Origin of the sequence: Pseudomonas sp. Irchel s3h9 (assembly GCF_900187475.1) — a bacterium.
GTDB classification, from domain to species: domain Bacteria; phylum Pseudomonadota; class Gammaproteobacteria; order Pseudomonadales; family Pseudomonadaceae; genus Aquipseudomonas; species Aquipseudomonas neuropathica.
Genome location: NZ_FYDH01000006.1, coordinates 188503 through 212067, shown reverse-complemented (window position 1 = coordinate 212067; position 23565 = coordinate 188503). Strand labels below are relative to the sequence as shown.

Here is a 23565-nt window from a genome sequence, read left to right as displayed (position 1 = left end):
TGACGGCGGGGTGTTTACAGGTGGGCAATCCCATGGCTTTAGCAAAAACAAACAACCAGACATTCACTGCGCATCTTTATCTTGATGGCCGGCCAGTGGTACTTAATCAACTACGTTTGCAACAGGCTTTGCGTGACCTTCGCATAACCAAGGCAGAAAAACTGGATGCCGAAGTGGGGTTGGCGGATTCGCGCGTGTCCAGCTTCATAACGCTGGCTGACCATGATGACGACACACCACTGTTGTTGAAGTTCGTCCCAAAGGGTGACGAATATGCCATCAGCCTTGTGCTCGCGGGAACATTCGATGGTGCGCGGTTATTCATAGAGGACAAGACTCATAATCTGTTGGCCAGTATCCGTGCGCCAGAGCAATACTTTTCAATCAGCAAGTCTGGTGCTTCAAAGGCCTCCTTCAGTCATATCGAGTCCGGCCCTGCCTATCTAGAGTTGATCCACGAACCTGATGACAAGCCCTTGTATCGCCATATAAGCAGCGGAATGAGCACATTCCTCGACGTCGATCCTAACAGGACGGGGCATAACGCCTTCAATCACAAACCGGCAATATTTGTGATCAAGGTTATCAAATAGAGCCCAGCCGCTACTCCATAAAAAGGCGCCATTCATGTCTGGGTGAATGGCGCCTTTTTTCAGGTTCGGTAATGCTCGGGCACAGGCCAGACGATGTCGTCGGCGAACGTCTTGTCGCCTTTGGGCAGATCCAGTATCACGCCGCCAGAACCGGCGATTTCATCGATAAGGCTGTCATAGGCGTTGGCGCCAAAATACCCGGCAGCTCGACTGTCGGTTCCCGCCCAGGTGGCCTGCTCGATGGCCACGACCCGGTCACCCGCCTGTGTCAGCACATCCTTGACCCGGGCGGCTTGCGTCAGGTCGGAACGCACCAGCCAGATCCGCTCGGCACTGATGCCGCGTGTGGGCGTGGAGATATGCCCTTCCAGGTCGTCGAAGAGGAATGTGCCGTTAGCGGGGTTGAATGCCTTGTTTTCTGCCCCCGGCACCACTTCCAGGCCTCGGGTATCAATGGCGTAGACGAATGACGTGGTTTGCTGGCGGCGCGTGGATACATAATCTTTCGAATCATCGAAAACGAACGAGCTGTCAGAGTCGGTCTCGTCGCCGGTTCGTTTACCCTCCGACACCGAACTGCTGCCCGAGTCGGAGGATTCGCCGGTTCGTGTTTTCGAGCTTTGAGGATTCACCCCGGGAAAACGATTGGCCTGCGAGTTGTAATGCAACTCGTGATAGAAGCCGCCCTTGGTCGCCGCGTAAGCGGTGGCGTCATGCAGTCCGAACGTTGCACTCAATGCGCGCTTGTTCGTGGTGCCCTTGGGATTGCCTTTACGGTGCATCATTCGATCATCCCGCGCCAACTCGAAGGGTAATCGGGTTTCGCCGCGGAACATCGCCGGAATGTCGGTGCGATACAACATGCCGTGGCGGGTTCGCTGGTAGCCGAGGTGGGTCGCGTAGTCGGCCAAAAAGCGTCGCTGTAGCGGGTGGCGGGCCAATGGTGGGCGAGGGCCAGCCCTTGACTCCGTAATTCCTCAACGTAGTTTTCCAGCTCTTCGCCGATCAGCTTGAAGCGCTGCTCATTGGTCGCATCGAGCGTTAGGCGTTTGTGCTGTTCAGCCCATTGCGGTATCTGGCCGTCGCCCGACTCTGTGCGCAGCCGACACAGTTGCTCCTGGGTCAGGTTATAGCTGCGCTGCAATTGCAGGCGCTGGGCAAGGGTCATGTTTGGATGCAGCCACTTCAGAGAATCAGCGACAAACAGATGGTCTTCGGTGTTCTGCGCGCGAAGTGCCCAGCCCGGCGCCTTGCCGGTCGCTTGTGCTTCTGCGCGGAAGGCGGCAATCCCGGTGTCATCCAGAATGTACATGCGCTGGATGTCCTGATCCGACCATTGCGCAAGTGGCGCATCGGCCATCCTGTTGCGTTTTGCCTGCGCAGGATCGATGGCAATCCAGTGATGCTCCGGATCCTTGATGGCATAGCCGAGGATGGCGTCATCGCCGCTCGTACCGAGAGCGCGAAAGGTGTAGTAACCGTCAGCATTCGGTGTTGCGGAAAACGCGTAGTCATCAACGTTGAGGAGGGTGAGGTGCCGATCCAGGCTCCACAGATGGCCTTGCGTGGTCCGGTAAATGGGTGGGCCTGGTGCCAGGCGCCAGGAGGACATTGCCCGATAGGCCCTGAGGTCGGCATCGTATTGAACACAAACGTGGTGTCGGCCTTCTGAGCCTGGCAGTCGCACGTCCACCCAGTCCTTGGCGAGATAACGCCGGATGCCGGATTCATTCGGCCCTGGCAGATCGCCGAAATACGGATGGGCGAAATCTTCCAGCGACGTCATCGAAAAGTCTGGCCTGTCAGTGGCGGATCTCGATGTGACGCTCACTTCGATGGGGGAGGTTTTTGCTTGGGAGGTCCCGGGTTCCTCCAGACGAGGTCGTTTGGGTGAGGAGGGCGCCTCGACGGGTATAGGCCCCGGAATGTTTTCAGGGTTTGCAAATATCGCTCTGCTCGGCGAATGATCTGCGGAGGCCAGTGTAGAGGTGACGGGCGTTTCGACTAAAGGTGATTTAGGCCGTAGCCCGGGTTTTTGGCGCATGAATAAACTCCGTTTTTTGCGAGTCAGCCTGTCCGTAGGCTGAGGAGGACGGGTGCCCGTGTGGACGTCTGATCCAGACGGGCACGTGGTGAGGGTCAGGTCTTGTCGTTGGAAAAGACCAGGTCTTGCGGGTTGATTCGCACCTGTGGATCGCTGGCCAGCGCCCAGTGTTTCCTTACTGCGTTGTAAACCACCGTACCGATCGTTCCGGCGTCGATTGCGACGTGGGTTACATGAACCCTTGTTGCCAGTTCGTTTCGCTGTTGATGGGCATTGACCTCGGCCAACAGAGCTTCGATATCGGCGTAGCCACGTGCATCAATGACGTAAAGCTGCAGCACTTCAAACAACAGCGAAACTTCATAAATATGGCCGGCCGAAGTGGCCACGCTGATGGATTCCACCGGGATGTCGTCTTCGATATCGGGCAATTCGACGGTGACGCTAGCGATGTGCAGACGATTGCCGTCCAGTTGGATGTCGTCGCGGGTGACCGTTTCTTCCATTTTGTCGGTGTACAGCGTCCAGGTCGATGCATCGGCGGTTTTCGCTGCAGCGCCTGGCGTCGAAAGGCGAATGATGGTGTTGCTGGCCAGATGGACATCGTACGTCGAACTCTGGCCATCGAGTACATAGATGCCGGTGTGCGAACCGGTGTCGATGGTGATGCGACTGGGTTCTGCCGTTATCAGCGGTTTCACGCTGGCCAATGGTCTGACAAAGCGATAGTTGCCATTGCGTTGCTTGAGGCAACTTCGGGTGCTGCGTACGCGGGTGCCGGGGTTTTTTACATCGTCTTCATAATCCAGTGCGGGAACTTGCAGGCGGTAGGAAACCTGGTCCTGCAGAACCAGCACAACGTTCTGCTGCAGGCGTGGGGTGGTGACTTTCAGGCTGTTTCTGCCGCTGTAACCGGTGGCCGCCGCGATGGGCTGGACCACACCTTTGAACATAACCAATTTCGACGGCAGGGAGACCGTCAGGGTGAAGTCTGTGTAGTACAAGTGGGTCGTGCCAGAGACGCCTTTGCGCACCTGCACTTCATAACTGACCTGCACATCGATGATTTCAGCGTTGTCGAATTCCAGATAAACAGTGCGGGACGTTTCGGCGGTATTGCGCTGGGCAACGAATTCCACCGGACGCTCGGTGCGAGCAACAAAGTGCTGCTTCAAGCCCTGTTCGGCGATCTCGATCATGCCGCCGTTAACGATTTGCGGTGCAGCGGCGGGTTGGCCGATGACGACAACGACGGGGGTTATATCCTGCTGCAGCGCCTCATCTGGCTGCTGGGGTAGCTGGACCAGCAGCTCATAGCCATCCTCGGTCTTGAAACGGAATCGGTCATTGTTCAACAGGCGTTTGCCATCGACCCATTGGTAGACATTTTCGAGTGTCAGTACATGTTCCGGGTCGTTACCATCCTTGCCGCGCAATGAGCTGATCACCAGCGCAGTGCCGACGATCTGCCAACGCTGGATGACCTCCGCCGGCCAGCCGAACTCGATCAGACTCGACGCTTCAGCGTCCTCGTTAAGGGTAGTGCGGGCGTTGCTGCTGGCGATGTAAAAACGATCTGCGCCGCTGCCGCCGTCCACCCGACAGTCCGCTCCGTAGACGGCAATCGTGTCATCGCCTGCGCCGGCGCTGATGCGGTCGTAGCCATTGGGGGAAATCCGGTTGGCCGCGTCGTTTCCGCTGACGCGGCTGGTGCCTCTGCGCAGGGTCGAGACGTTTTCGATCGACGTGAGCTGCGCGACGTCAACGGCATTTTCCTCAGGATCAAGACCGCGCAGCGCCACTCTGCCATTGTGCAGGTTGATGTCGTGACCGATATGGCGGGTGTCGCTGAGCGGGCGGCTGCCTTCGAAGGCCAGGGTGTCGGCACCTGCGCCACCGTCCAGCACATTGAGGTGGGCCGGTTTGCTGGTGAGGTTCAATTGCTGCTCGGTAATCTCCTGATAGAACGCATCGTCCCTGTCGCCTCCGGTCAGAGCCTTGTGATCCGCGCGATAAGTGAACAGATTGGGCTTGTCCCGGACCCCGATAACCCGGTCATTGCCGTCACCCAAGCGCCAGAAAATGCCTTTGTCGTCACCGGCACTGCCCGACACTTTGCCTTTGAGGTTGGCGGGCAGGCCTTTGCCGGCATCGATCACGTCATCGCCGTCGACAACCACGGCCTGGTTGTCGAGCTTGAACGGTTGTTGGCCAGCGCTTTCGTCCCACTGGTAGCGCCAGATTTCAAGGGGCTTCAATTCAACCTGAAAGGCACCGTTGATCACGTGTTCGATGGCGTGTTTGTAGGCGTTCTCCAGCATGTCCTTGGCCGACAACTCCAGTTTTCGCTGGTGGTCCCGATAGCCCTTGGCGAGCTTGAAGCGATCCAGTACGTCCTGGTCCAGTTCCTTGTTGGTGAAGGCGAACCAGCCGGAGCGCATGCGTTCTTCAAGCGTCAGTTCGATGTAGTCATCGATGTCGTCCACCACTCGGGCGGCCTGGTAGATCATCGAGGCGGCGATAAGCAGTCCGGCGGCGACCAGCCCGACCGGCCCGGCGACGCTGCCAAACCCGGCCAGTGCGGCGACGCCCAGCACCAGGCTGATACTCGCCCCGGCGACGCTAAGACCGCCGCTGACGTAATGATCCTGGGCCTCTTTGCCCTGCGCTGCGGCGGCGGCATTGAACGACTTGATGGCATCGAGAATGTCGAAGGGCAAGGTGATGGCGCTGGCGAACATCCCGGCACCGCGGCTCATGTATTTGCCCACCGAGGTCAGCGGGAAATACTTCAGCGCGTTGCCGCCGTTTCTGAGCATGGCCTCACCGGTCTTGGTCAGCCCGCGTTCGATGATCAGCGAGCCGAACTCGGCGGCGATCGAGCCACCCTGGAAAACCGCTTCCAGCGTGTCTCCGTGCTTGATCGCATCAATCATCGCCTTGTAGCCGCTGTAGATGCCGAACGCCTGCATGCCGACCCCGGCGCCGCTCATCAAATAGCTTTTGTTTTTGCTGATCCAGCCCGGGGCATTTTCCAGTGCGTCGGCGCGATGAATATCCAGTTTTTGCGCAGCCTTGCCCAACTGGTTCAGGCGGTCCACCGCGCTGCCGGTAGCAATGGTTATATCGGCGACGAACAGCGCCCCGGCATCGACTGAGCGCTTGCAGGCGATTTCATAAAACAGCATCGCCGCTACATTGCTGTCCGGATTGTCGACGGACAGCAGACGCGCCTGCACCCGGTCTGCATCGAAATTGAGTCCGTCGAGAAAGTGTTGATCCACGCGCTGCATGCCGGCATTCCCCGGGCTGATGGGTTGGCCGTGCACGGTCGCGCCCAAGGCCAGGAGTTCTACGCGGCTGGTGAGTATTTCGCCGATGCGCAAGGGGCCGAAATGTTTGTCGAGGGATTTGAGTGTGCGTCGATAAGGGGCGTCAGCGTCGTCTGGCAACACTGCGTTGAGCGTGCCCGCCGGCGGCGCATGGGGGTTGGCCGAGGCGCTGACGGGATTGACCTGAACGGCGCTGATATTGGCGATTTGAAGTGGCGGAGCGATAAGTTTTGACATGTCATTAATCCTTTAATGAAAACGCATGACCGGTGTCCCTACCGGTGTGTCATTGATGTCGAGCCGCCGGCGTTGTCGACTCGGGCCAGTGGATGGCGTAGGCGAATTCGTCGCCGTTGCCCGACAGACTGAGCACAGGTTTGCCGGCGGCTTCGGCGTTGTCGATCAACTGGTCGTAGGCGAATTTGTTCTCGTGTCCGGCATGGGTGGCGGCTTCGATGCGCTCAGCGTTCGCGCCTGCCTGTTCCTTGAGGTCATCGACCCTCACGGCTTTGCTCAGGTCCGAATTCAGCAGCCAGATACGCTCGGCATCCAGTCCTCTGCGGCTGACTGATATCAGCCCTTCGAAGTCATCGGAGGGAAACCAGGTGGGGGGTGTGTCGCGGGCCGCTGAATTGAAACTCATGTTTTCTTCATGAGGCACCACTTCCAGGTCGCGGGTGTCGAGCACATACAGAAACATTTCCCGCTGACGTGTGCGTGTTGATTCATAGCGGCGATCGCGATCCCACGGCACCGGGCTTGTGGCGTCGGACCATTCGGACGATGAGCTGCTCTCGGTATCACTGACATCGCTGCCCGAGGCGCTATCGTCAGCATCCCGCCCCGGGTATTTGCTCGTCTGGCTGTTGAACCGCAAGTACTCGGGGTCAGGCTCCCTTGCGTACATCAGGCCTTCTTTGAGGCTGAAGGTTGCGCTCATCGGCTTATGCGTGGTGGCGCCCGGTTTGTGCTGGTATCGCGGTAGCATGAAGCCGTCATTGGCGAGCTCGAACGGTGTGCGTTCATCGCCACGGAACAGCGCCGGCACGTCGGTGCGGTACAGGCAATTGTTCTTGTTGCGCAGATAGCCGAGTTTGCCCAGCAGCGCTTCGCGCACCGGCGCGGTCATGCTGGTTTCCGGGCTGTACCAGTCATGCCGGGCATCACGCTTGAGGTTAAGTTCCTCGACAGCCTCGCGGCTCAGTTGCTCGAGACGCTGCGGATGGTCGAGGTCGTCGATCAGGTGTTTGTGTGCCTGCGCCCATTGCGGCATTTGCAGTTCGGTCTTCAGGTCCTGTTGCAAGCGGGCCAGTTGGCTGGGCAGCAGGTTATAGGACTGCAGAAATGCTTCGCGCTGTGCAGGATTCATGCTTGGGTGCAGCCAGCGCAGGGTGTCGCGCAGCAAGTCGCGGTGCGGGTTCGTGACTTCAGGAGTCGCCCATTGCGGACTCTTGCCGCTGGCTTGGGCTTCGGTGCGAAAACGCACGAGATCCTGGCCATGGATGTCGTACACCTGCCAGATCTCATGGTCTGTCCAATGCTTCAAGAGCGTGGGCTCGGCACCGAATCCGCCTGCGGGCGGATCGACCGGGATCCAGTGACCAAAAGCGTCCATAAAGGCAAATTGCGTGATCACGTTGTTCGCCCCGAATGCAGGGGCCAGTTCGTAATAGCCTTGGGCATCCGGTGAACGCAGCGATGCCTTGTACAGATTCGAATCGAGGTGGGCGGGTCGAGGCCGTTTCGCGACGGGGTCGATCCCCGGTTGATCGCCCGGTAGCGGCGCAGGTCGTTTTGTCGAGGCCATGGCGGGTGCCGGATGCTCCGTCAGGCGCCAGGTCAACCGGCCTTCATTCCGGTACAGCGCCGGTCCGGACGCGGACCGCTCGGTGACCATCTTGCAGCGATAAACCCCATCGGCATCCTGGCCAACATGGGTGGTGCGCAAGTCGCCTTCATATTCGACGTCGACAAACTGTCGTCCGACGATCCAGCGAAAACCGTCATCCTCCGCCGGTTTCATTCCACGCAGGAAGTCGTCACGCAGCCAGTAGGTGTCGGGGGAATTATCGCTTGCGAGGCGGGCAGGGTTCGTCGCCTGCATCGGTTGGATGACCACGGCAGGCGGGGTTGCATCCGCGACCGGCCAGCCGCCAGCGGTGTGAACGGGATACTGGCCACTCGGCAAACCCGGTAACCGGAAAATCGAAGGGCCACCTGGAGTGAACGGTGTGTCGGTACGCAGGGGCGGGAATGTGCTCGCTTCAGGTTGTTGCGTTGAGCTCTGGGGTGGTTTGCGCGGTGTCTTTGGACTCATGGCGTACTCGAAATCAGTTGATGTATTGAAACCCTCGCTTCGTCAGTTGAATTGATTGTTGGGCAGGCAAGTGCAGGCGGTCTCACTTTAATGGGTGAGAATGTGCCGAAGGGTTTCAAATATGTGGATTTAATCTAACTGGTTTTTCAAGTTATGGAAGGCGCTGGCGTGAGGGTTCGTAATTGATATGTAACTTCGGTTGTTTTTAGTTTGAAGTGTGCGAAGTTGCGGTTTGGTAAATAAGGATTTTTACCGTGGGCGAGTAAGTTTGAATAAGAGAACAGCGCTGCTCTTGTCGGAGAATTCCTAAAAGAGCAGCGCAGAAGGATTAAGGCTTGTGTATCGCCAGATTCAATAGGCGTAACGCAACAAGGTATGAGGCAAGTGCCGCAGGACGAAAAACCCGAACAGCGCCAACATTGCCGGCAGGATCAACCACCAGATCTTGAACGGCATAGGATTGAGTGGGGTTTTACGCTGGCTCAGCCACAGGGCGGCAGCGCAGACACAGGCGGCGAGCATGGCGCCGGCCAGCACGTCGGTTGGCCAATGAGCGCCCAGATAGACCCGCGACAGGGCGATGGAAAGGGCCGGAATACAGGCGATCAGCAACCAGGTCAGGCGCATGCGTGGCGGCTGGCCACGGCCGGCGAGTACCGCCAGGGTCAGAAACAGTGCAAACGAACCTGAGGCATGGCCACTGGGCATGCTGTAAGTGGTCAGTGGGTCGGTCAGCACTTCCGGACGCACCCGGGCGAAGAAGTATTTGGTCCCGGTGTTGGCCAATGCGGTCACCAGCAGCGTACCGCCAACGAAGATCGCATGGCGCCATTGCCGGCACAGCAGCAACAGGCCGGTCAGCAGGACGCTGAACAGCAGCATGTTGCGGAACTCACCGATCAGGGTCAGTGTGACCGCAATTTCATCCAGCATTGGCTGGCGATGTTCCTGCACCAGCGTCATCACCCCTTGATCGAGTGCTGTCAGGTACGGATAGCCGATGAACAGGCCAATCAGAATCAACAGGCTCATGCTGCTGATCCAGATGGTCGCGCGACGGTGGCGACGCAGGCTGCTGTTCACGCTGAGGCCGACCATTGCGGCGATGCTGCCAGCGACAATGCCGGCCTCCAGCCAGAACCCTTCAGGCAATGGCAGACGGAAGGCCGCGCCGGTGGCCCAGCCCGGCAGCAGATAGGCGAGACTCCAGCCGGCGGCCGCCAGCAGGCTGACAGCGGCAAAACGCGGGAAGGGCATGTCGCACATGCCGGCGACCATGGGCAGCATCGGTCGCAATGGCCCGATGAAGCGGCCGACCAGCAGACTGGCAATGCCGTAGCGCTGGAAATACGACTCGGCGCCGGCCATCCATTCCGGATGATGCCGTAGCCCCGGCAGGCGCCGAATGTTCTGGTGGAAATGGCGACCGAGGAAGTACGAAACGGCATCGCCGAGAATCCCGCCAAGGAAGCCCAGCAACAAGGTCTCGCTCAGTGACAGGGCGCCGCTGCCGGCCAGCACGGCGACGGCAAACAGCAGCACGGTGCCCGGCACGATCAAACCGGCAATCGCCAGGCATTCCACAAAGGCCACAATGAAAACTGCAGCCGCCAGCCATTGTGGATTGGCGGCCAGCCACCCGGTCACGCTATCGAGCCATGGGCCCATACAGAAAAACTCCAAATCATTAATGGCCTCCTGTAGGAGCTGCCGAAGGCTGCGATCTTTTGATCTTGATCCTGAAAGCAAGATCAAAAGATCGCAGCCTTCGGCAGCTCCTACATGAGTGTGTGTTTACAGCAGAAAATAATCTCGGCCTTCGACCTGACCGCGTCGCAGCGGGTTCCGCGTGCACCATTGCGCGTAAGTCGCATCGACGAAGCGGTACATCAATTGTTCGTCCCGGCCGAGGGGGATGCCCAGGCGTGTTGTCTGGATAATGTGCGAAGGTGCCGGCCCGGTGTCTTCTACCAGAAGGACTTCATGATCAAAACGCTTGGCGTCCCACACCGGCACTTTCAGTCCCAGCGCTTTGCACAGCAGGGTTTGCCCGGCGCAAAGCTTTTGCGAAGGCCGCGCACGTCCCTGCGCGTCGGGATTGTTCAGCAGCATCTGCGCCAGACTCGCCGGACCGCTGATTTCATCGACCCACGGATAGGCGGATTTGATCAGTACCGCATTGCCCGGACCTTGTGCGCTGAAGTTCAGCGAATCACCGCCGCGGGCGTAATACATATAGATGTGGCCGCCATCCAGAAACAAAGCCTTACGCTTTTCTGTGTAGCCCAACGAGGCGTGGCTGCCTTTTTCTGCGCAGTAATAGGCTTCGGTTTCGATGATTCGCGCGCTCAGCCACAGATCGCCGACCCGGTGACGAATGACTTTGCCGAGCAGATCCTGCGCCAGCACTTGCGCATCACGGTCGAAAAAGGCGTCCGGCAGCCCTAGCGGCAGGCGTTCGACGCGGTTGCGAACGGTCAGGTTGGACATGGCAGGCAATGTTTATCCAGGCTCAGGAGGTCGTGATGATAACAACGCGCGGCTTAATTGGGCCTGAACGCCGGCGAATCCGCGTTCATTTCGACCATCCGCCCGTCACCGCTGTTAGTCCCGGGACGCGGCAGCTATAATCTGCCGCTTTCCTCTTTGCCAAGACCCCAGCAGACCATGACTGAGTCCGTTCTTGACTACATGACCCGATTGGGTCGCGCCGCCCGCGAAGCCTCCCGGGTCATCGGCCGTGCCAGCACCGCGCAGAAAAACCGCGCCTTGCAGGCTGCTGCCAATGCCTTGGACGCCGCGCGCGCCGAGCTTGCCGCCGCCAATGAGCAGGATCTGGCCGCCGGTCGCGCCAATGGTCTGGAACCGGCACTGCTGGAGCGTCTGGAACTGACCCCGGCGCGCATCGACGGCATGATCGTCGGTTTGCGTCAGGTCGCTGCACTGCCGGATCCGGTCGGTGCGATCCGCGACATGAGCTTCCGTCCGTCGGGCATTCAGGTCGGCAAGATGCGCGTGCCGTTGGGCGTGATCGGGATCATCTACGAATCCCGTCCCAACGTGACCATCGATGCTGCCAGCCTGTGCCTGAAGTCCGGCAATGCGACCATTCTGCGCGGTGGCTCTGAAGCGATTCATTCCAACCGTGCGATTGCCGCATGCATTCAGCGCGGTCTGGCCGAGGCCGAATTGCCTGCCGCTGTGGTGCAAGTGGTCGAAACCACTGACCGTGCCGCTGTTGGCGCGATGATCACCATGCCCGAGTACGTCGACGTGATCGTGCCGCGCGGTGGCCGTGGCCTGATCGAACGTATCAGCCGTGATGCCCGCGTACCAGTGATCAAGCATCTGGACGGTATCTGCCACGTTTACGTCAGTGCCCACGCCGATCTGCCCAAGGCCCAGCGCATCGCGTTCAATGCCAAGACTTATCGCTACGGTATTTGCGGTGCGATGGAGACCTTGCTGGTCGATCAAACTGTTGCTAAGGATTTCCTGCCGTCGATGGCCGCCCAGTTCCGCGAAAAAGGCGTCGAACTGCGTGGTTGCGAACGTACGCGGGCGATCATCGAAGCCGTTGCTGCCAGCGAAGAGGACTGGAGCACCGAGTATCTGGCGCCGATCCTGTCGATTCGCGTGGTCGACGGTCTGGATCAGGCGATCGAACACATCAACCATTACGGCTCCCATCACACCGACTCGATCGTCAGCGAAAACCTCGCTGACACCCGTCGTTTTGTGGCGGAAGTCGACTCGGCGTCGGTGATGATCAACACGCCGACGTGCTTTGCCGATGGATTTGAATACGGATTGGGTGCCGAGATCGGTATTTCTACTGATAAGCTGCACGCCCGCGGCCCGGTGGGTCTCGAAGGACTGACCTGCGAGAAGTACGTCGTGGTCGGTGATGGCCAGTTGCGCGGCCAGGCGACGGTCTGACTTGACCGACCTCGACCTGACAGCGCCGCAAGCTGGCAACGAGTACCGCCCCCGGCGCATTGGCGTCCTGGGCGGCACGTTCGACCCGGTGCACATCGGCCATTTGCGCGGTGGGCTGGAAGTCGCCGAAGCGCTGGCGCTCGATGAGTTGCGCCTGATGCCGAACGCGCGGCCGCCTCATCGCGGTACGCCGCAGGTGTCGGCGCAGGATCGGCTGGCGATGGTCGAATGTGCGGTGGCGGGATTGCCGCCGCTGGTGGTGGACGCCCGCGAATTGCAGCGGGACAAACCGTCTTGGACCATTGATACCCTGGAGTCGATGCGCGCGGAAATGCCCGCCGAGACCCAGGTTTTTCTGCTTTTGGGCTGGGACGCATTTTGCGGCCTGCCCACTTGGCACCGCTGGGAAGAGTTGCTCCAGCATTGCCATATCCTGGTGCTACAGCGCCCGGACGCCGACAGCGAACCGCCGGATGCCTTGCGCAACCTGCTGGCAGCGCGTTCGGTGAGCGACCCGCTGGCCCTGAAAGGGCCGAGCGGACAGATTGCATTCGTCTGGCAGACACCGCTCGCGGTTTCCGCCACCCAGATCCGTCAACTGCTGGCCAGCGGTAAGTCGGTACGTTTCCTGGTGCCCGACGCGGTCCTGGCCTACATCGATGCGCACGGTCTGTACCGTGCGTCGAACTGAACAAGGCGTGCTTCACTGATACGAATCCACGTGTCGCCAAGCCGCCGAATATACGAGCAAAACGAGTTTTATATGACTGACAAAGACCAAACCAAAGTAAAGCGCAAAGGCACATTCAAGAGCGCCCCGCTGCCAGAGCCGGTCAACACCAATGAGCCGCTGAAAGGCGACGAGCTGGTCAAGCTGGCCGTGGCTGCCCTGGAAGACGTCAAGGCACAAGACATCCAGATCATCGATGTTCGCGACAAGCAGAGCATCACTGACTACATGATCATCGCCACCGGTACTTCCAACCGCCAGATCAACGCGATGCTCGACAAGGTTCGCGAAGAAGTCAAAAAGCAGGGCGCCAAGCCGCTGGGCGAAGAAGGCAAGGGCGACAGTGACTGGGTGCTGCTCGACCTGGACCTGGTGATCGTGCACATGATGACCGCCTCGGCACGTCAGTTCTACGACCTGGAACGCCTGTGGGCCGGTGCCGAGCAGAGCCGTGCGGCCGATGCCAAGCACCACAGCCCGGAAAACACCCACGAGCATTTCACCAAGCTCAACAAAGACCAGCTGTAAGGGATTGCTGTGCGACTGCGCCTGATCGCCGTCGGTTCACGCATGCCCAAGTGGGTGGAAGAAGGCTGGCATGAATATGCCAAGCGTCTTCCGTCCGAGCTGGCGCTGGAACTGGTGGAAATACCGCTCAATACCCGTGGCAAGAATGCCGACGTGGCCCGTTTCATCCGCCAGGAAGGCGAAGCCATGCTGGCCAAGGTCGGGCCGAACGAGCGGATCGTCACGCTGGAAGTCCACGGCAAACCCTGGAGTACCGAGCAGCTGGCGGTCGAACTCGACCGTTGGCGGCTGGATTCGCGCACGGTCAATTTCATGGTCGGTGGCCCGGAAGGGCTGGCGCCTGAAGTCTGCGCCCGTGCCGATCAGCGCTGGTCGTTGTCGCCGCTGACGTTGCCGCACCCGTTGGTGCGGATCCTGATCGGCGAACAGTTGTATCGTGCCTGGACCGTGCTGTCCGGTCACCCTTACCACAAGTAATCCAGCCCTCATGTCTCAGCCGATCCGCATCAAGGACCACGAAAAGGACGCACGCCTGGTGCGTAGCCGCGTCGTGTTCGGGGCCATTGCGATCATGCTGCTGATCGGCGTGTTGATCGCGCGGCTGTATTACTTGCAGGTGATCCAGTACGAGTACCACTCGACGCTCTCGGAAAACAACCGTGTCCATGTGCAGCCAATTCCACCAACCCGTGGGTTGATTTTCGACCGCAACGGCGTGGTGGTGGCGGACAACCGTCCAAGCTTCAGCCTGAGCATGACCCGCGAGCGCTCCGGCGACTGGCAGCAGGTGCTCGACGTCATCGTCGAAGTGCTGGAGCTGACGCCTGAAGACCGGGTGATCTTCGAGAAGCGCATGCGTCAGGGGCGCCGACCGTTCGAGCCGGTGCCGATCCTGTTCGAGCTGACCGAGGAGCAGATCGCCCGGATTGCGGTGAACCAGTTCCGGCTGCCCGGCGTAGAAGTGGTGGCGCAGCTGGTTCGTCACTATCCGCAGGGCGCGCACTTTGCGCACTCGGTCGGCTACATGGGGCGGATCAACGAGAAAGAGCTGAAGACCCTCGATCCGGTCAATTACAGCGGCACCCACCACATTGGCAAGACCGGCATCGAGCGTTTCTACGAGCCGGAATTGCACGGTCAGGTCGGTTACGAAGAAGTCGAAACCAACGCCCGCGGCCGCGTCTTGCGCGTGCTCAAGCGCACCGATCCGATTCCCGGCAAGGACATTGTTCTGAGCCTGGACATCAAGTTGCAGGAAGCCGCGGAGGCTGCACTCGGCGGACGTCGTGGTGCGGTAGTTGCGCTCGATCCGAAGACCGGCGAAGTGCTGGCGATGGTCAGTCAGCCGAGCTTCGACCCGAACCTGTTCGTCACCGGGATCAGCTTCAAGGCCTATGCCGAGTTGCGTGATTCCATTGACCGGCCGCTGTTCAACCGCGTGTTGCGCGGTCTGTATCCGCCAGGCTCGACGATCAAACCGGCGGTGGCGATTGCCGGCCTCGATTCCGGTGTAGTGACTGCGTCGAGCCGGGTATTCGACCCGGGCTACTACATGCTGCCCAACTACGATCACAAATACCGTAACTGGAACCGCACCGGTGACGGCTTCGTCGACCTCGACACGGCGATCATGCGTTCCAACGACACCTACTTCTATGACCTGGCGCACAAGCTCGGTATCGATCGGTTGTCGGCCTACATGAACAAGTTCGGCATCGGCCAGAAGGTCTCGCTGGACATGTTCGAAGAATCCCCCGGTCTGATGCCGTCCCGCGAGTGGAAGCGGGCGACGCGTAAGCAGGCGTGGTTCCCCGGCGAAACCCTGATCCTCGGGATCGGCCAGGGCTATATGCAATCGACCCCGCTGCAACTGGCCCAGGCCACCGCGCTGGTGGCCAACAAAGGCGTTTGGAACCGTCCGCACCTGGCCAAATCCCTCGAAGGGGTGAAACCGGTGGACGAGAATCCGATGCCGGACATCATCCTGCGTGATCCGTCGGACTGGACCAAGGTCAACCACGGCATGCAGCAGGTAATGCACGGTGCCCGCGGTACCGCGCGCAAAGCGGCGATCGGCGCGCAATACCGCATCGCTGGCAAGTCGGGTACCGCGCAGGTCGTGGCGATCAAACAGGGCGAGAAGTACGACCGCTCCAAGGTTCAGGAGCGCCACCGCGACCACGCCCTGTTCGTCGGTTTTGCTCCGGCCGATGACCCGAAAATCGTCGTTTCGGTGATGGTCGAGAACGGTGAGTCCGGTTCCGGCGTTGCCGCGCCTGTGGTGCGCCAGGTCATGGATGCCTGGCTGCTCGATCAGGACGGACGTTTGAAGGCCGAATACGCCAGCCCAATCAGTGCGGAGGCTACGGCCCGTGATGAATAACTTTGATCGCATGCTCTCCAGTGAGGATGTGATGCGTCGCCGCGCGACGTTGCTGCAAAGACTGCATATCGATGGCCCGTTGTTGATCCTGCTGCTGATACTCGCCGCCGGCAGCCTGTTCGTGCTGTATTCGGCCAGTGGCAAAAGCTGGGATCTGCTGGCCAAGCAGGCCACTTCATTCGGCATCGGTCTGGTGTCGATGATCATCATCGCCCAGTTCGAGCCGCGTTTCATGGCGCGTTGGGTGCCGCTCGGCTATGTGATCGGCGTGGTGCTGCTGTTGGTGGTGGACATCATGGGGCACAACGCCATGGGCGCGACACGCTGGATCAATATCCCCGGGGTGATCCGCTTCCAGCCTTCGGAGTTCATGAAGATCCTGATGCCGGCGACCATCGCCTGGTATCTGTCCAAGCGCACGCTGCCGCCGCAACTCAAGCATGTCGGCATCAGTCTGATGCTGATCGGCGTGCCGTTCGTGTTGATCGTGCGCCAGCCTGACCTGGGAACTTCGCTGCTGATCCTTGCCGGTGGCGCGTTCGTACTGTTCATGGGCGGGCTGCGCTGGCGCTGGATTCTCAGCGTGCTGGCGGCGGCGATCCCGGTGTCGGTGGCAATGTGGTTTTTCATCATGCACGACTACCAGAAGCAGCGAATCCTGACCTTCCTCGACCCGGAAAGCGATCCGCTCGGCACCGGCTGGAACATCATTCAGTCGAAAGCGGCGATTGGTTCCGGCGGCGTGTTCGGCAAGGGCTGGCTGCTCGGCACCCAGTCGCACTTGGACTTCCTCCCGGAAAGCCACACCGACTTCATCATTGCCGTACTCGGCGAAGAGTTCGGCCTGGTCGGTATCTGCGCGCTGTTGCTGATCTATCTGTTGCTGATTGGACGGGGGCTGGTGATTACCGCTCAAGCCCAGACGCTGTTCGGCAAATTGCTCGCCGGCGCGTTGACTATGACGTTTTTTGTTTACGTTTTCGTCAACATCGGTATGGTCAGTGGCCTGTTGCCGGTTGTAGGGGTGCCGTTGCCGTTCATTAGCTACGGAGGAACTTCGCTGGTGACGCTGCTGTCAGCGTTTGGGGTTTTGATGTCGATCCATACCCATCGCAAGTGGATCGCACAGGTTTGAATAAGGTGAAGAGTTCAATGCAAGTTATGCGTGGCTGGGCGACTCGATGCGCGCCATTGGTAGGCCTGATCGGCCTGCTGGGTAGCGTGCAGGAAGCGCTGGCCGGCGAATACGAAGGGTCGCCGCAGGTGGCCGAGTTCGTCGGTGAAATGACCCGCGACTACGGTTTTGCTGGTGAGCAGCTGATGGCGGTGTTCCGCGAAGCTCAGCGCAAGCAGGCGATTCTCGACGCCATTTCCAGGCCTGCCGAGCGGGTCAAGCAGTGGAAAGAATACCGTCCGATGTTCATCACCGATGCGCGCATTGCACGCGGTGTGGACTTCTGGCGTCAGCACGAGGCGACGCTGGCCCGTGCCGAGCAGGAATACGGCGTGCCGGCACAAGTCATCGTGTCGATCATTGGCGTTGAAACCTTTTTCGGACGTAATACCGGTAATTACCGGGTGATCGATGCCTTGTCCACGCTCGGTTTCGACTATCCTCCCCGTGCCGAATTTTTCCGCAAGGAACTGCGTGAGTTCCTGCTGCTGGCGCGTGAAGAACAGGTCGATCCATTGACCCTCAAAGGCTCGTACGCCGGGGCCATGGGCCTGCCGCAGTTCATGCCGAGCAGCTTTCGCGCTTACGCGGTGGATTTCGACGGTGACGGCCACATCAATATCTGGAACAACCCGGATGATGCGATCGGCAGCGTCGCCAGTTATTTCAAACGTCACGGCTGGGTCGCGGGTGAGCCGGTGGTCAGCCGTGCCGATGTCCGTGGCGAACAGGTCGATGAAGGCCTGACCACCGGCATCGAACCGACGAAAACGGTTGGAGAGTTGCGAGTGCTGGGCTGGTCAAGTCATGATGCGCTGCGCGATGATATGCCGGTTACTGCATTTCGCCTCGAAGGCGACAACGGCCCTGAATACTGGATGGGCCTGAAGAATTTCTACGCGATCACGCGTTATAACCGCAGCGTGATGTACGCCATGGCCGTACATCAACTGTCTGAACAGCTGGTACAAGCACGGGGCGTCAAGTAATGCGGGCATTGCCTAACAATAAACCCCTGAAGCTGGTGGCATTCGCTGCGTTGGCGGTGCTGGTCGCCAGTTGCTCGACCAGCCGTTCGCCGACTCAGAAAACCACCACGACCGCTGTGCGTGCCCAGCCGGGCCTGGACATCAACCGTGCGCATAAAGATGGCGCGCCGTGGTGGGACGTCGACGTATCGCGCATCCCGGACGCCACGCCGACCCTGCACACCGGTCCGTACAAGGCCAACCCGTACACGGTGCTGGGCAAGACCTACTTCCCGCTGCAGGAATCGAAGACCTACGTGGCTTCGGGTACGGCGTCCTGGTACGGCACCAAGTTTCACGGTCAGAACACCGCCAACGGCGAGGTCTACGACCTGTACGGCATGAGTGCCGCCCACAAGACATTGCCACTGCCAAGTTACGTTCGGGTGACCAACCTGGACAATAACAAGAGCGTGATCCTGCGGGTCAACGACCGTGGGCCGTTCTATTCTGACCGTATCATCGACCTGTCCTATGCTGCGGCGAAGAAGCTCGGTTATGCCGAAATCGGCACCGCGCGGGTCAAGGTCGAAGGCATCGATCCTCAGCAGTGGTGGGCCGCCAAGGGCCGTCCGGCGCCTTTGATGCTCAACGAGCCGCAAGTCGCGCAGAGTAGCGCCCCGGTGATCACGGCCTCGGCCGGCACCGTCGAGCAATGGACGCCACCGCCGCAGCAACATGCCTCCGACACCGTCCCCGTGCCGATGAGTGCAAAAAAAAACGCTTCTGCACCAGCGTCTGGCCAGTATCTGCAGGTGGGCGCGTTCGCCAACCCGGACGCTGCAGAACTGCTGAGGTCGAAGCTCAGCGGGATGGTGAGCGCTCCGGTGTTCATCAGCTCGATCGTGCGCAATCAACAGACCCTGCACCGGGTTCGCCTGGGGCCGATCGGCTCGCCGGGTGAAATTGCCCAGGTGCAGAACAGCGTGCGCCTGGCCAACCTTGGTTCGCCAAGTGTGGTCACCGAGTAATACGTAGAACTTGATTGACGGTTCACTTGCGGTATCGGGGGGTGAACCAGGTTGTTGGCTCGTCGAAGAACAAAAGCCCGGCAAGGGTGACTGGAGTGAGCAACTCAACACGCGATGACTCGTTAGAAAGTCATCTGATTAAATTTTGTCCGCAAGGACAGTTTCCATTAGCGATTTCGAGAGACGGATGAACATCACCACCTTTGCCAAACGCCTGTGTCTGCTAGTCCCGCTGCTCCTCTCGCCAGCCGCCTTCGCGGCCGAGATGATGCCGTCGCCACCGCAACTGGCTGCCAAAGCCTACGTTCTGATGGATGCCAGCAGCGGCAACGTGCTGGTCGAGAACAATGGCGACCAGCGTCTGCCACCGGCCAGCCTGACCAAGCTGATGACCGCTTACATCGCGACCCTGGAAATCCGTCGCGGCCAGATCGGTGAAAACGATCCGGTGACCGTCAGCGAAAACGCCTGGCGCACCGGCGGTTCGCGGATGTTCATCAAAGTCGGCTCGCAGGTGACTGTCAGCGACCTGCTGCACGGCATCATCATCCAGTCCGGCAACGACGCCAGCGTGGCGCTGTCCGAGCACATCGCCGGTAGCGAAGACGCGTTCGCCGACCTGATGAACAAGACTGTGACTGATCTGGGCATGACCAATTCCCACTTCATGAACCCGACCGGTCTGCCAAACCCTGAGCATTACTCGTCGGCTCACGACATGGCGATCCTGGCCCGTGCGATCATCCACGAAGACCCGGCTCACTACGCGATCTACTCGCAGAAAGAGTTCTTCTGGAATGGCATCAAGCAGCCTAACCGCAACCTGCTGCTGTGGCGCGACAAGACCGTTGACGGTCTGAAAACCGGTCACACCGACGAAGCCGGCTACTGCATGGTGTCCTCGGCTGTACGTGACGGCCAGCGTCTGATCGCCGTGGTGTTCGGCACCAACAGCGAAGTGGCTCGCGCCGCTGAGACCCAGAAGCTGCTGACTTACGGCTTCCGCTTCTTCGAAACCCAGACCTTCTATCAGAAGGGCACCGAATTGGCTCAGGCCCCGGTGTGGAAAGGCACCACCAATCAAGTCAAGGCCGGCCTGGCTGAAGACCTGACCATGACCCTGCCAAAAGGCCAGCTGAAGAAGCTTGCTGCGAGCATGACCATGAACCCGCAACTGACCGCGCCAATCGCCAAGGGCGACGTGATCGGTAAAGTCGAAGTCAAACTGGAAGACAAGGTCGTGCACAGCGCTGACCTGATCGCTCTGGATGGCGTCGAGGAGGGTGGTATCTTCCGCCGCATGTGGGATAGCATCCGTCTATTCTTCTACGGCTTGTTCAACTGATTTGTGTTGACCTGCATGGCCCCGCCCCGATCTGGTGCGGGGCCATGCGCGTTATCACGGCTTGCGCTCAAGAGGCCGTTACGCCATGACCGATACCGAAGTAAAGGCGCCAAAGATCGAATTTCCCCAGGTTGATTATCCGGTTAAGGTGATCAGCGACACGGGGGTTGGCCACAAAGATAAGATCATCGAAATCGTGAAGAAATTCGCGAAGATCAATGATGAGCGTATCGACGAGCGTTCGAGCAGCAACGGCAAATACACCACCATTCAGTTACACATCGTCGCGACCGATCAGGATCAGCTGTACAACATCAACAGCGAACTGCGGGCGACCGGCTTCGTGCACATGGTGTTGTGATGCCGGGCACGCTGGGCTTTCGTGAACTCGGCCAGATGGCTTACGAGCCGGTCTGGCATGCCATGCAGTGCTTCACCAACGAACGCGGCAGCGATGCCGCCGACGAAATCTGGCTCGTCGAACACCCGCCGGTGTTCACTCAGGGCCAGGCTGGCAAGGCCGAACACTTGCTGCTGCCGGGAGACATCCCGGTGGTGCAGGTCGATCGTGGCGGCCAGGTGACTTATCATGGCCCCGGCCAATTGGTGGCTTACCTGTTACTGGATGTGCGCAAGCTGGGTTTCGGCGTGCGTGATCTGGTCAGCCGCATGGAGCTTTGCCTGATCGAACTGCTGGCCAGCTACGGCGTGATCGCGGCGGCCAAGCCAGACGCTCCCGGCGTGTACGTCAATGGAGCGAAAATCGCTTCTCTGGGTTTGCGGATTCGCCACGGTTGTTCCTTTCATGGCCTGGCCCTGAACGTGGATATGAACCTGGAACCGTTTCGACGGATTAATCCCTGCGGCTATGCCGGGCTGGCGATGACCCAGCTGAGCGACCACGCAGGATCGATTGAATTTGCCGAGGTAAGTGCCCGGCTGCGCGCGCAGCTCGTCAAACACCTCGACTATGCTGAGCAGACGACCCTGACGGGCGGAATCGACTGATATGACTACTGATGCAGTGCAAACCATGATCCCGACGCTCGACGTGACCGAGCGCCCGGCCCCGCGTCCCAAGGTAGAAGCCGGCGTCAAGCTGCGCGGCGCCGAGAAGGTTGCACGCATCCCGGTAAAGATCATTCCGACCACCGAACTGCCGAAGAAACCTGACTGGATTCGTGTGCGTATCCCGGTTTCGCCGGAAGTCGACCGGATCAAGAGCCTGCTGCGCAAGCACAAGCTGCACAGCGTCTGCGAAGAAGCATCCTGCCCGAACCTTGGCGAGTGCTTCTCCGGCGGCACCGCGACCTTCATGATCATGGGCGACATCTGCACCCGTCGCTGCCCGTTCTGCGACGTCGGCCACGGTCGTCCGAAGCCACTGGACGTCAATGAGCCGCAAAGCCTGGCCATCGCCATCGCCGACCTCAAGCTCAAGTACGTGGTGATCACCTCGGTTGACCGCGACGACCTGCGTGACGGCGGTGCCCAGCACTTTGCCGACTGCATCCGCGAAATCCGCAAACTGTCGCCGAACGTGCAGCTGGAAACCCTGGTTCCGGACTACCGTGGCCGCATGGACGTCGCGCTGGAAATCACCGCGGCCGAGCCGCCGGATGTGTTCAACCACAACCTGGAAACCGTGCCGCGCCTCTACAAGGCAGCGCGCCCGGGTTCGGATTACCAGTGGTCGCTGACCTTGCTGCAACGCTTCAAGCAGATGATGCCGCATATTCCGACCAAATCCGGCTTGATGCTGGGTCTGGGTGAGACCGACGAGGAAGTCATCGAAGTCATGAAGCGCATGCGCGAACATGACATCGACATGCTGACCCTCGGCCAGTACCTGCAACCGTCCCGTAGTCACTTGCCGGTGCAGCGCTTTGTGCACCCGGACACCTTCGCCTGGTTCGCCGAGGAAGGTTACAAGATGGGCTTCAAAAACGTTGCCTCGGGGCCGCTGGTGCGTTCTTCATACCACGCCGACGAGCAAGCGAAGTTGGTCAAGGCTGAGCTGCTGGGTTCCTGATCCGGCGCTGAATGAAAAAATGCCCGCCGAGGTTTTAACGCCCGGCGGGCATTTTTTTGCCCGTCTTACATTCGATGCTGATTTTTCCTGCAACCTGCGGCGTGGCCGACCCTCTTCTGTTTGCCCCCGTTCCTGACTACTGTGTGTGCATGACTCACAGGGAGATCCAAGGATGACCGTTCGACCGACCCATACTCTTTGCCCACACAGAGCCGTGCCTGCACTGCCCTCGGAAGGGTTGATCGGCGTCATTGCGCCTGCCGGCCCTGGTGCTCTGGACGCCGATGAGGCGGTGCGATGGATGCGAGCCCGCGGTTATGGGCTGAAGGTGTTTCCCGGTGTTTATGAAAAAGACGGCTATCTGGCTGGCAGTGACGACGTGCGTTTGCGTGATCTGCATGCGGCATTCGCTGATCCCGAGGTCGATGCCATCATTTGCCTGCGCGGCGGCTACGGCACGCCGCGCTTGCTCGACCGGATCGATTACGACCTGCTGAGCCGCCATGCCAAGCCATTCGTTGGCTACAGCGATATCACCGCGCTGCACCTGGCCATCAGTCGTTACGCAGGATTCGTGACCTTCCACGGGCCGCTGCTCAACGCTGACTTGTTGGGCGACAAGGAGCCGCCGACGGTCACTTCATTCTTCGCCATGCTGCGCGGGCAATTGAAGGCGGGGAGTGTGCTGAGCCATCCGGTGGCTTATCCGTTGACTACCGTCGAACCTGGCATTGCGCACGGACGCTTGCTCGGCGGTAATCTGGCGATGATCGCCGCAACCTTGGGCACGCCTTACGAGATTGATGTCGAAGGGGTGATTCTGCTCATCGAGGACATCAACGAGCCGCTGTATCGCATTGATCGCTTGCTGACACAGATGCGCCTGGCCGGCAAACTGGCAAAATTGCGAGGTGTGCTGGTCGGGGACGTGGCGGGGGTGGAAGTCGCGGCACTGAACCGATTGCTCAAGCAGACTTTCGAGCCGTTGCGGATTCCGGTGTTATCGGGGTGGCGTAGCGGGCATTGCGATCCGAACCTGACGCTGCCGATGGGGGCGCTGGTGCGGCTGGATGCCGGGAAGCAGGAATTGATGCTGGAGCAGGATGTGGTGATCAAGGCCTGAAGGTTTATTGCCTGATAGTCAGTCTC

The 23565-nt window shown here is 59.8% G+C and carries 20 protein-coding genes; 14 read left to right on the top strand and 6 right to left on the bottom strand.

What is annotated here, in order from left to right; genetic code table 11:
• Positions 1–32 precede the first annotated feature (32 nt).
• Complete coding sequence (locus tag CKW26_RS12350; protein WP_095048784.1) at positions 33–593, top strand: hypothetical protein; 561 nt, start codon at positions 33–35, stop codon at positions 591–593.
• Between the two features lie 59 nt (positions 594–652).
• Here the strand turns inward: CKW26_RS12350 and CKW26_RS30255 are convergent, their stop codons facing one another.
• The 6 genes from CKW26_RS30255 to CKW26_RS12325 all read right to left on the bottom strand — a co-directional run bounded on the left by CKW26_RS30255 (position 653) and on the right by CKW26_RS12325 (position 10776).
• Complete coding sequence (locus tag CKW26_RS30255; RefSeq protein WP_256579897.1) at positions 653–1378, bottom strand: hypothetical protein; 726 nt, start codon at positions 1376–1378, stop codon at positions 653–655.
• A complete protein-coding gene (locus CKW26_RS30250) occupies positions 1375–2379 on the bottom strand; it encodes a hypothetical protein (RefSeq protein WP_256579896.1) in 1005 nt (334 codons plus the stop codon). The genes CKW26_RS30255 and CKW26_RS30250 overlap by 4 nt, the downstream gene beginning before the upstream one ends.
• A gap of 353 nt (positions 2380–2732) precedes the next feature.
• Positions 2733–6206: a hypothetical protein gene (locus tag CKW26_RS12340; protein ID WP_095048783.1), complete on the bottom strand. Its 3474-nt coding sequence runs from the start codon at positions 6204–6206 to the stop codon at positions 2733–2735.
• A gap of 49 nt (positions 6207–6255) precedes the next feature.
• The gene (locus CKW26_RS12335) at positions 6256–8286 is read right to left on the bottom strand and encodes a hypothetical protein (RefSeq protein ID WP_095048782.1); all 2031 of its coding nucleotides are present in this window, start codon (positions 8284–8286) and stop codon (positions 6256–6258) included.
• Between the two features lie 351 nt (positions 8287–8637).
• Complete coding sequence (locus CKW26_RS12330; protein WP_095048781.1) at positions 8638–9954, bottom strand: bifunctional DedA family/phosphatase PAP2 family protein; 1317 nt, start codon at positions 9952–9954, stop codon at positions 8638–8640.
• Positions 9955–10080: 126 nt separating this feature from the next.
• Positions 10081–10776, bottom strand: a complete 696-nt coding sequence (locus tag CKW26_RS12325; RefSeq protein ID WP_095048780.1) for a DNA-3-methyladenine glycosylase — start codon at positions 10774–10776, stop codon at positions 10081–10083.
• 177 nt (positions 10777–10953) lie between these two features.
• Between CKW26_RS12325 and CKW26_RS12320 the strand changes: the two genes are divergently transcribed.
• The 13 genes from CKW26_RS12320 (at position 10954) to CKW26_RS12260 (ending at position 23539) form a co-directional block, all read left to right on the top strand.
• A complete protein-coding gene (locus CKW26_RS12320; protein ID WP_095048845.1) occupies positions 10954–12225 on the top strand; it encodes a glutamate-5-semialdehyde dehydrogenase in 1272 nt (423 codons plus the stop codon).
• On the top strand, positions 12194–12916 hold the full coding sequence (gene nadD / locus CKW26_RS12315; RefSeq protein ID WP_095048779.1) for a nicotinate-nucleotide adenylyltransferase: 723 nt from the start codon (positions 12194–12196) through the stop codon (positions 12914–12916). The genes CKW26_RS12320 and nadD overlap by 32 nt, the downstream gene beginning before the upstream one ends.
• Before the next feature lie 72 nt (positions 12917–12988).
• The gene (gene rsfS, locus CKW26_RS12310) at positions 12989–13483 is read left to right on the top strand and encodes a ribosome silencing factor (protein WP_016986117.1); all 495 of its coding nucleotides are present in this window, start codon (positions 12989–12991) and stop codon (positions 13481–13483) included.
• 9 nt (positions 13484–13492) lie between these two features.
• A complete protein-coding gene (gene rlmH / locus CKW26_RS12305) occupies positions 13493–13960 on the top strand; it encodes a 23S rRNA (pseudouridine(1915)-N(3))-methyltransferase RlmH (RefSeq protein WP_003185785.1) in 468 nt (155 codons plus the stop codon).
• A 10-nt stretch (positions 13961–13970) separates the two neighbouring features.
• A complete protein-coding gene (mrdA, locus tag CKW26_RS12300; RefSeq protein WP_095048778.1) occupies positions 13971–15866 on the top strand; it encodes a penicillin-binding protein 2 in 1896 nt (631 codons plus the stop codon).
• A gap of 31 nt (positions 15867–15897) precedes the next feature.
• Positions 15898–17001 (top strand): rod shape-determining protein RodA, encoded by a 1104-nt coding sequence (rodA, locus tag CKW26_RS12295; RefSeq protein WP_095048844.1) that lies wholly within the window; start codon positions 15898–15900, stop codon positions 16999–17001.
• Between the two features lie 17 nt (positions 17002–17018).
• The gene (gene mltB, locus CKW26_RS12290) at positions 17019–18029 is read left to right on the top strand and encodes a lytic murein transglycosylase B (RefSeq protein ID WP_095048777.1); all 1011 of its coding nucleotides are present in this window, start codon (positions 17019–17021) and stop codon (positions 18027–18029) included.
• Positions 18029–19039 (top strand): septal ring lytic transglycosylase RlpA family protein, encoded by a 1011-nt coding sequence (locus tag CKW26_RS12285; RefSeq protein WP_095048776.1) that lies wholly within the window; start codon positions 18029–18031, stop codon positions 19037–19039. The genes mltB and CKW26_RS12285 overlap by 1 nt, the downstream gene beginning before the upstream one ends.
• 187 nt (positions 19040–19226) lie before the next feature.
• Positions 19227–20384: a D-alanyl-D-alanine carboxypeptidase family protein gene (locus CKW26_RS12280; protein ID WP_038361911.1), complete on the top strand. Its 1158-nt coding sequence runs from the start codon at positions 19227–19229 to the stop codon at positions 20382–20384.
• A gap of 85 nt (positions 20385–20469) precedes the next feature.
• Positions 20470–20745: a DUF493 domain-containing protein gene (locus tag CKW26_RS12275; protein WP_095048775.1), complete on the top strand. Its 276-nt coding sequence runs from the start codon at positions 20470–20472 to the stop codon at positions 20743–20745.
• Complete coding sequence (gene lipB, locus CKW26_RS12270) at positions 20745–21392, top strand: lipoyl(octanoyl) transferase LipB (RefSeq protein ID WP_095048774.1); 648 nt, start codon at positions 20745–20747, stop codon at positions 21390–21392. Before CKW26_RS12275 ends, lipB begins: the two co-directional genes overlap by 1 nt.
• A gap of 25 nt (positions 21393–21417) precedes the next feature.
• Positions 21418–22416 carry a lipoyl synthase gene (gene lipA, locus CKW26_RS12265; protein WP_167394918.1) on the top strand — a complete coding sequence of 333 codons (999 nt, stop codon included), beginning with the start codon at positions 21418–21420 and terminating at the stop codon, positions 22414–22416.
• Positions 22417–22588: 172 nt separating this feature from the next.
• Positions 22589–23539, top strand: a complete 951-nt coding sequence (locus CKW26_RS12260) for an LD-carboxypeptidase (protein WP_095048773.1) — start codon at positions 22589–22591, stop codon at positions 23537–23539.
• Positions 23540–23565: the final 26 nt, after the last annotated feature.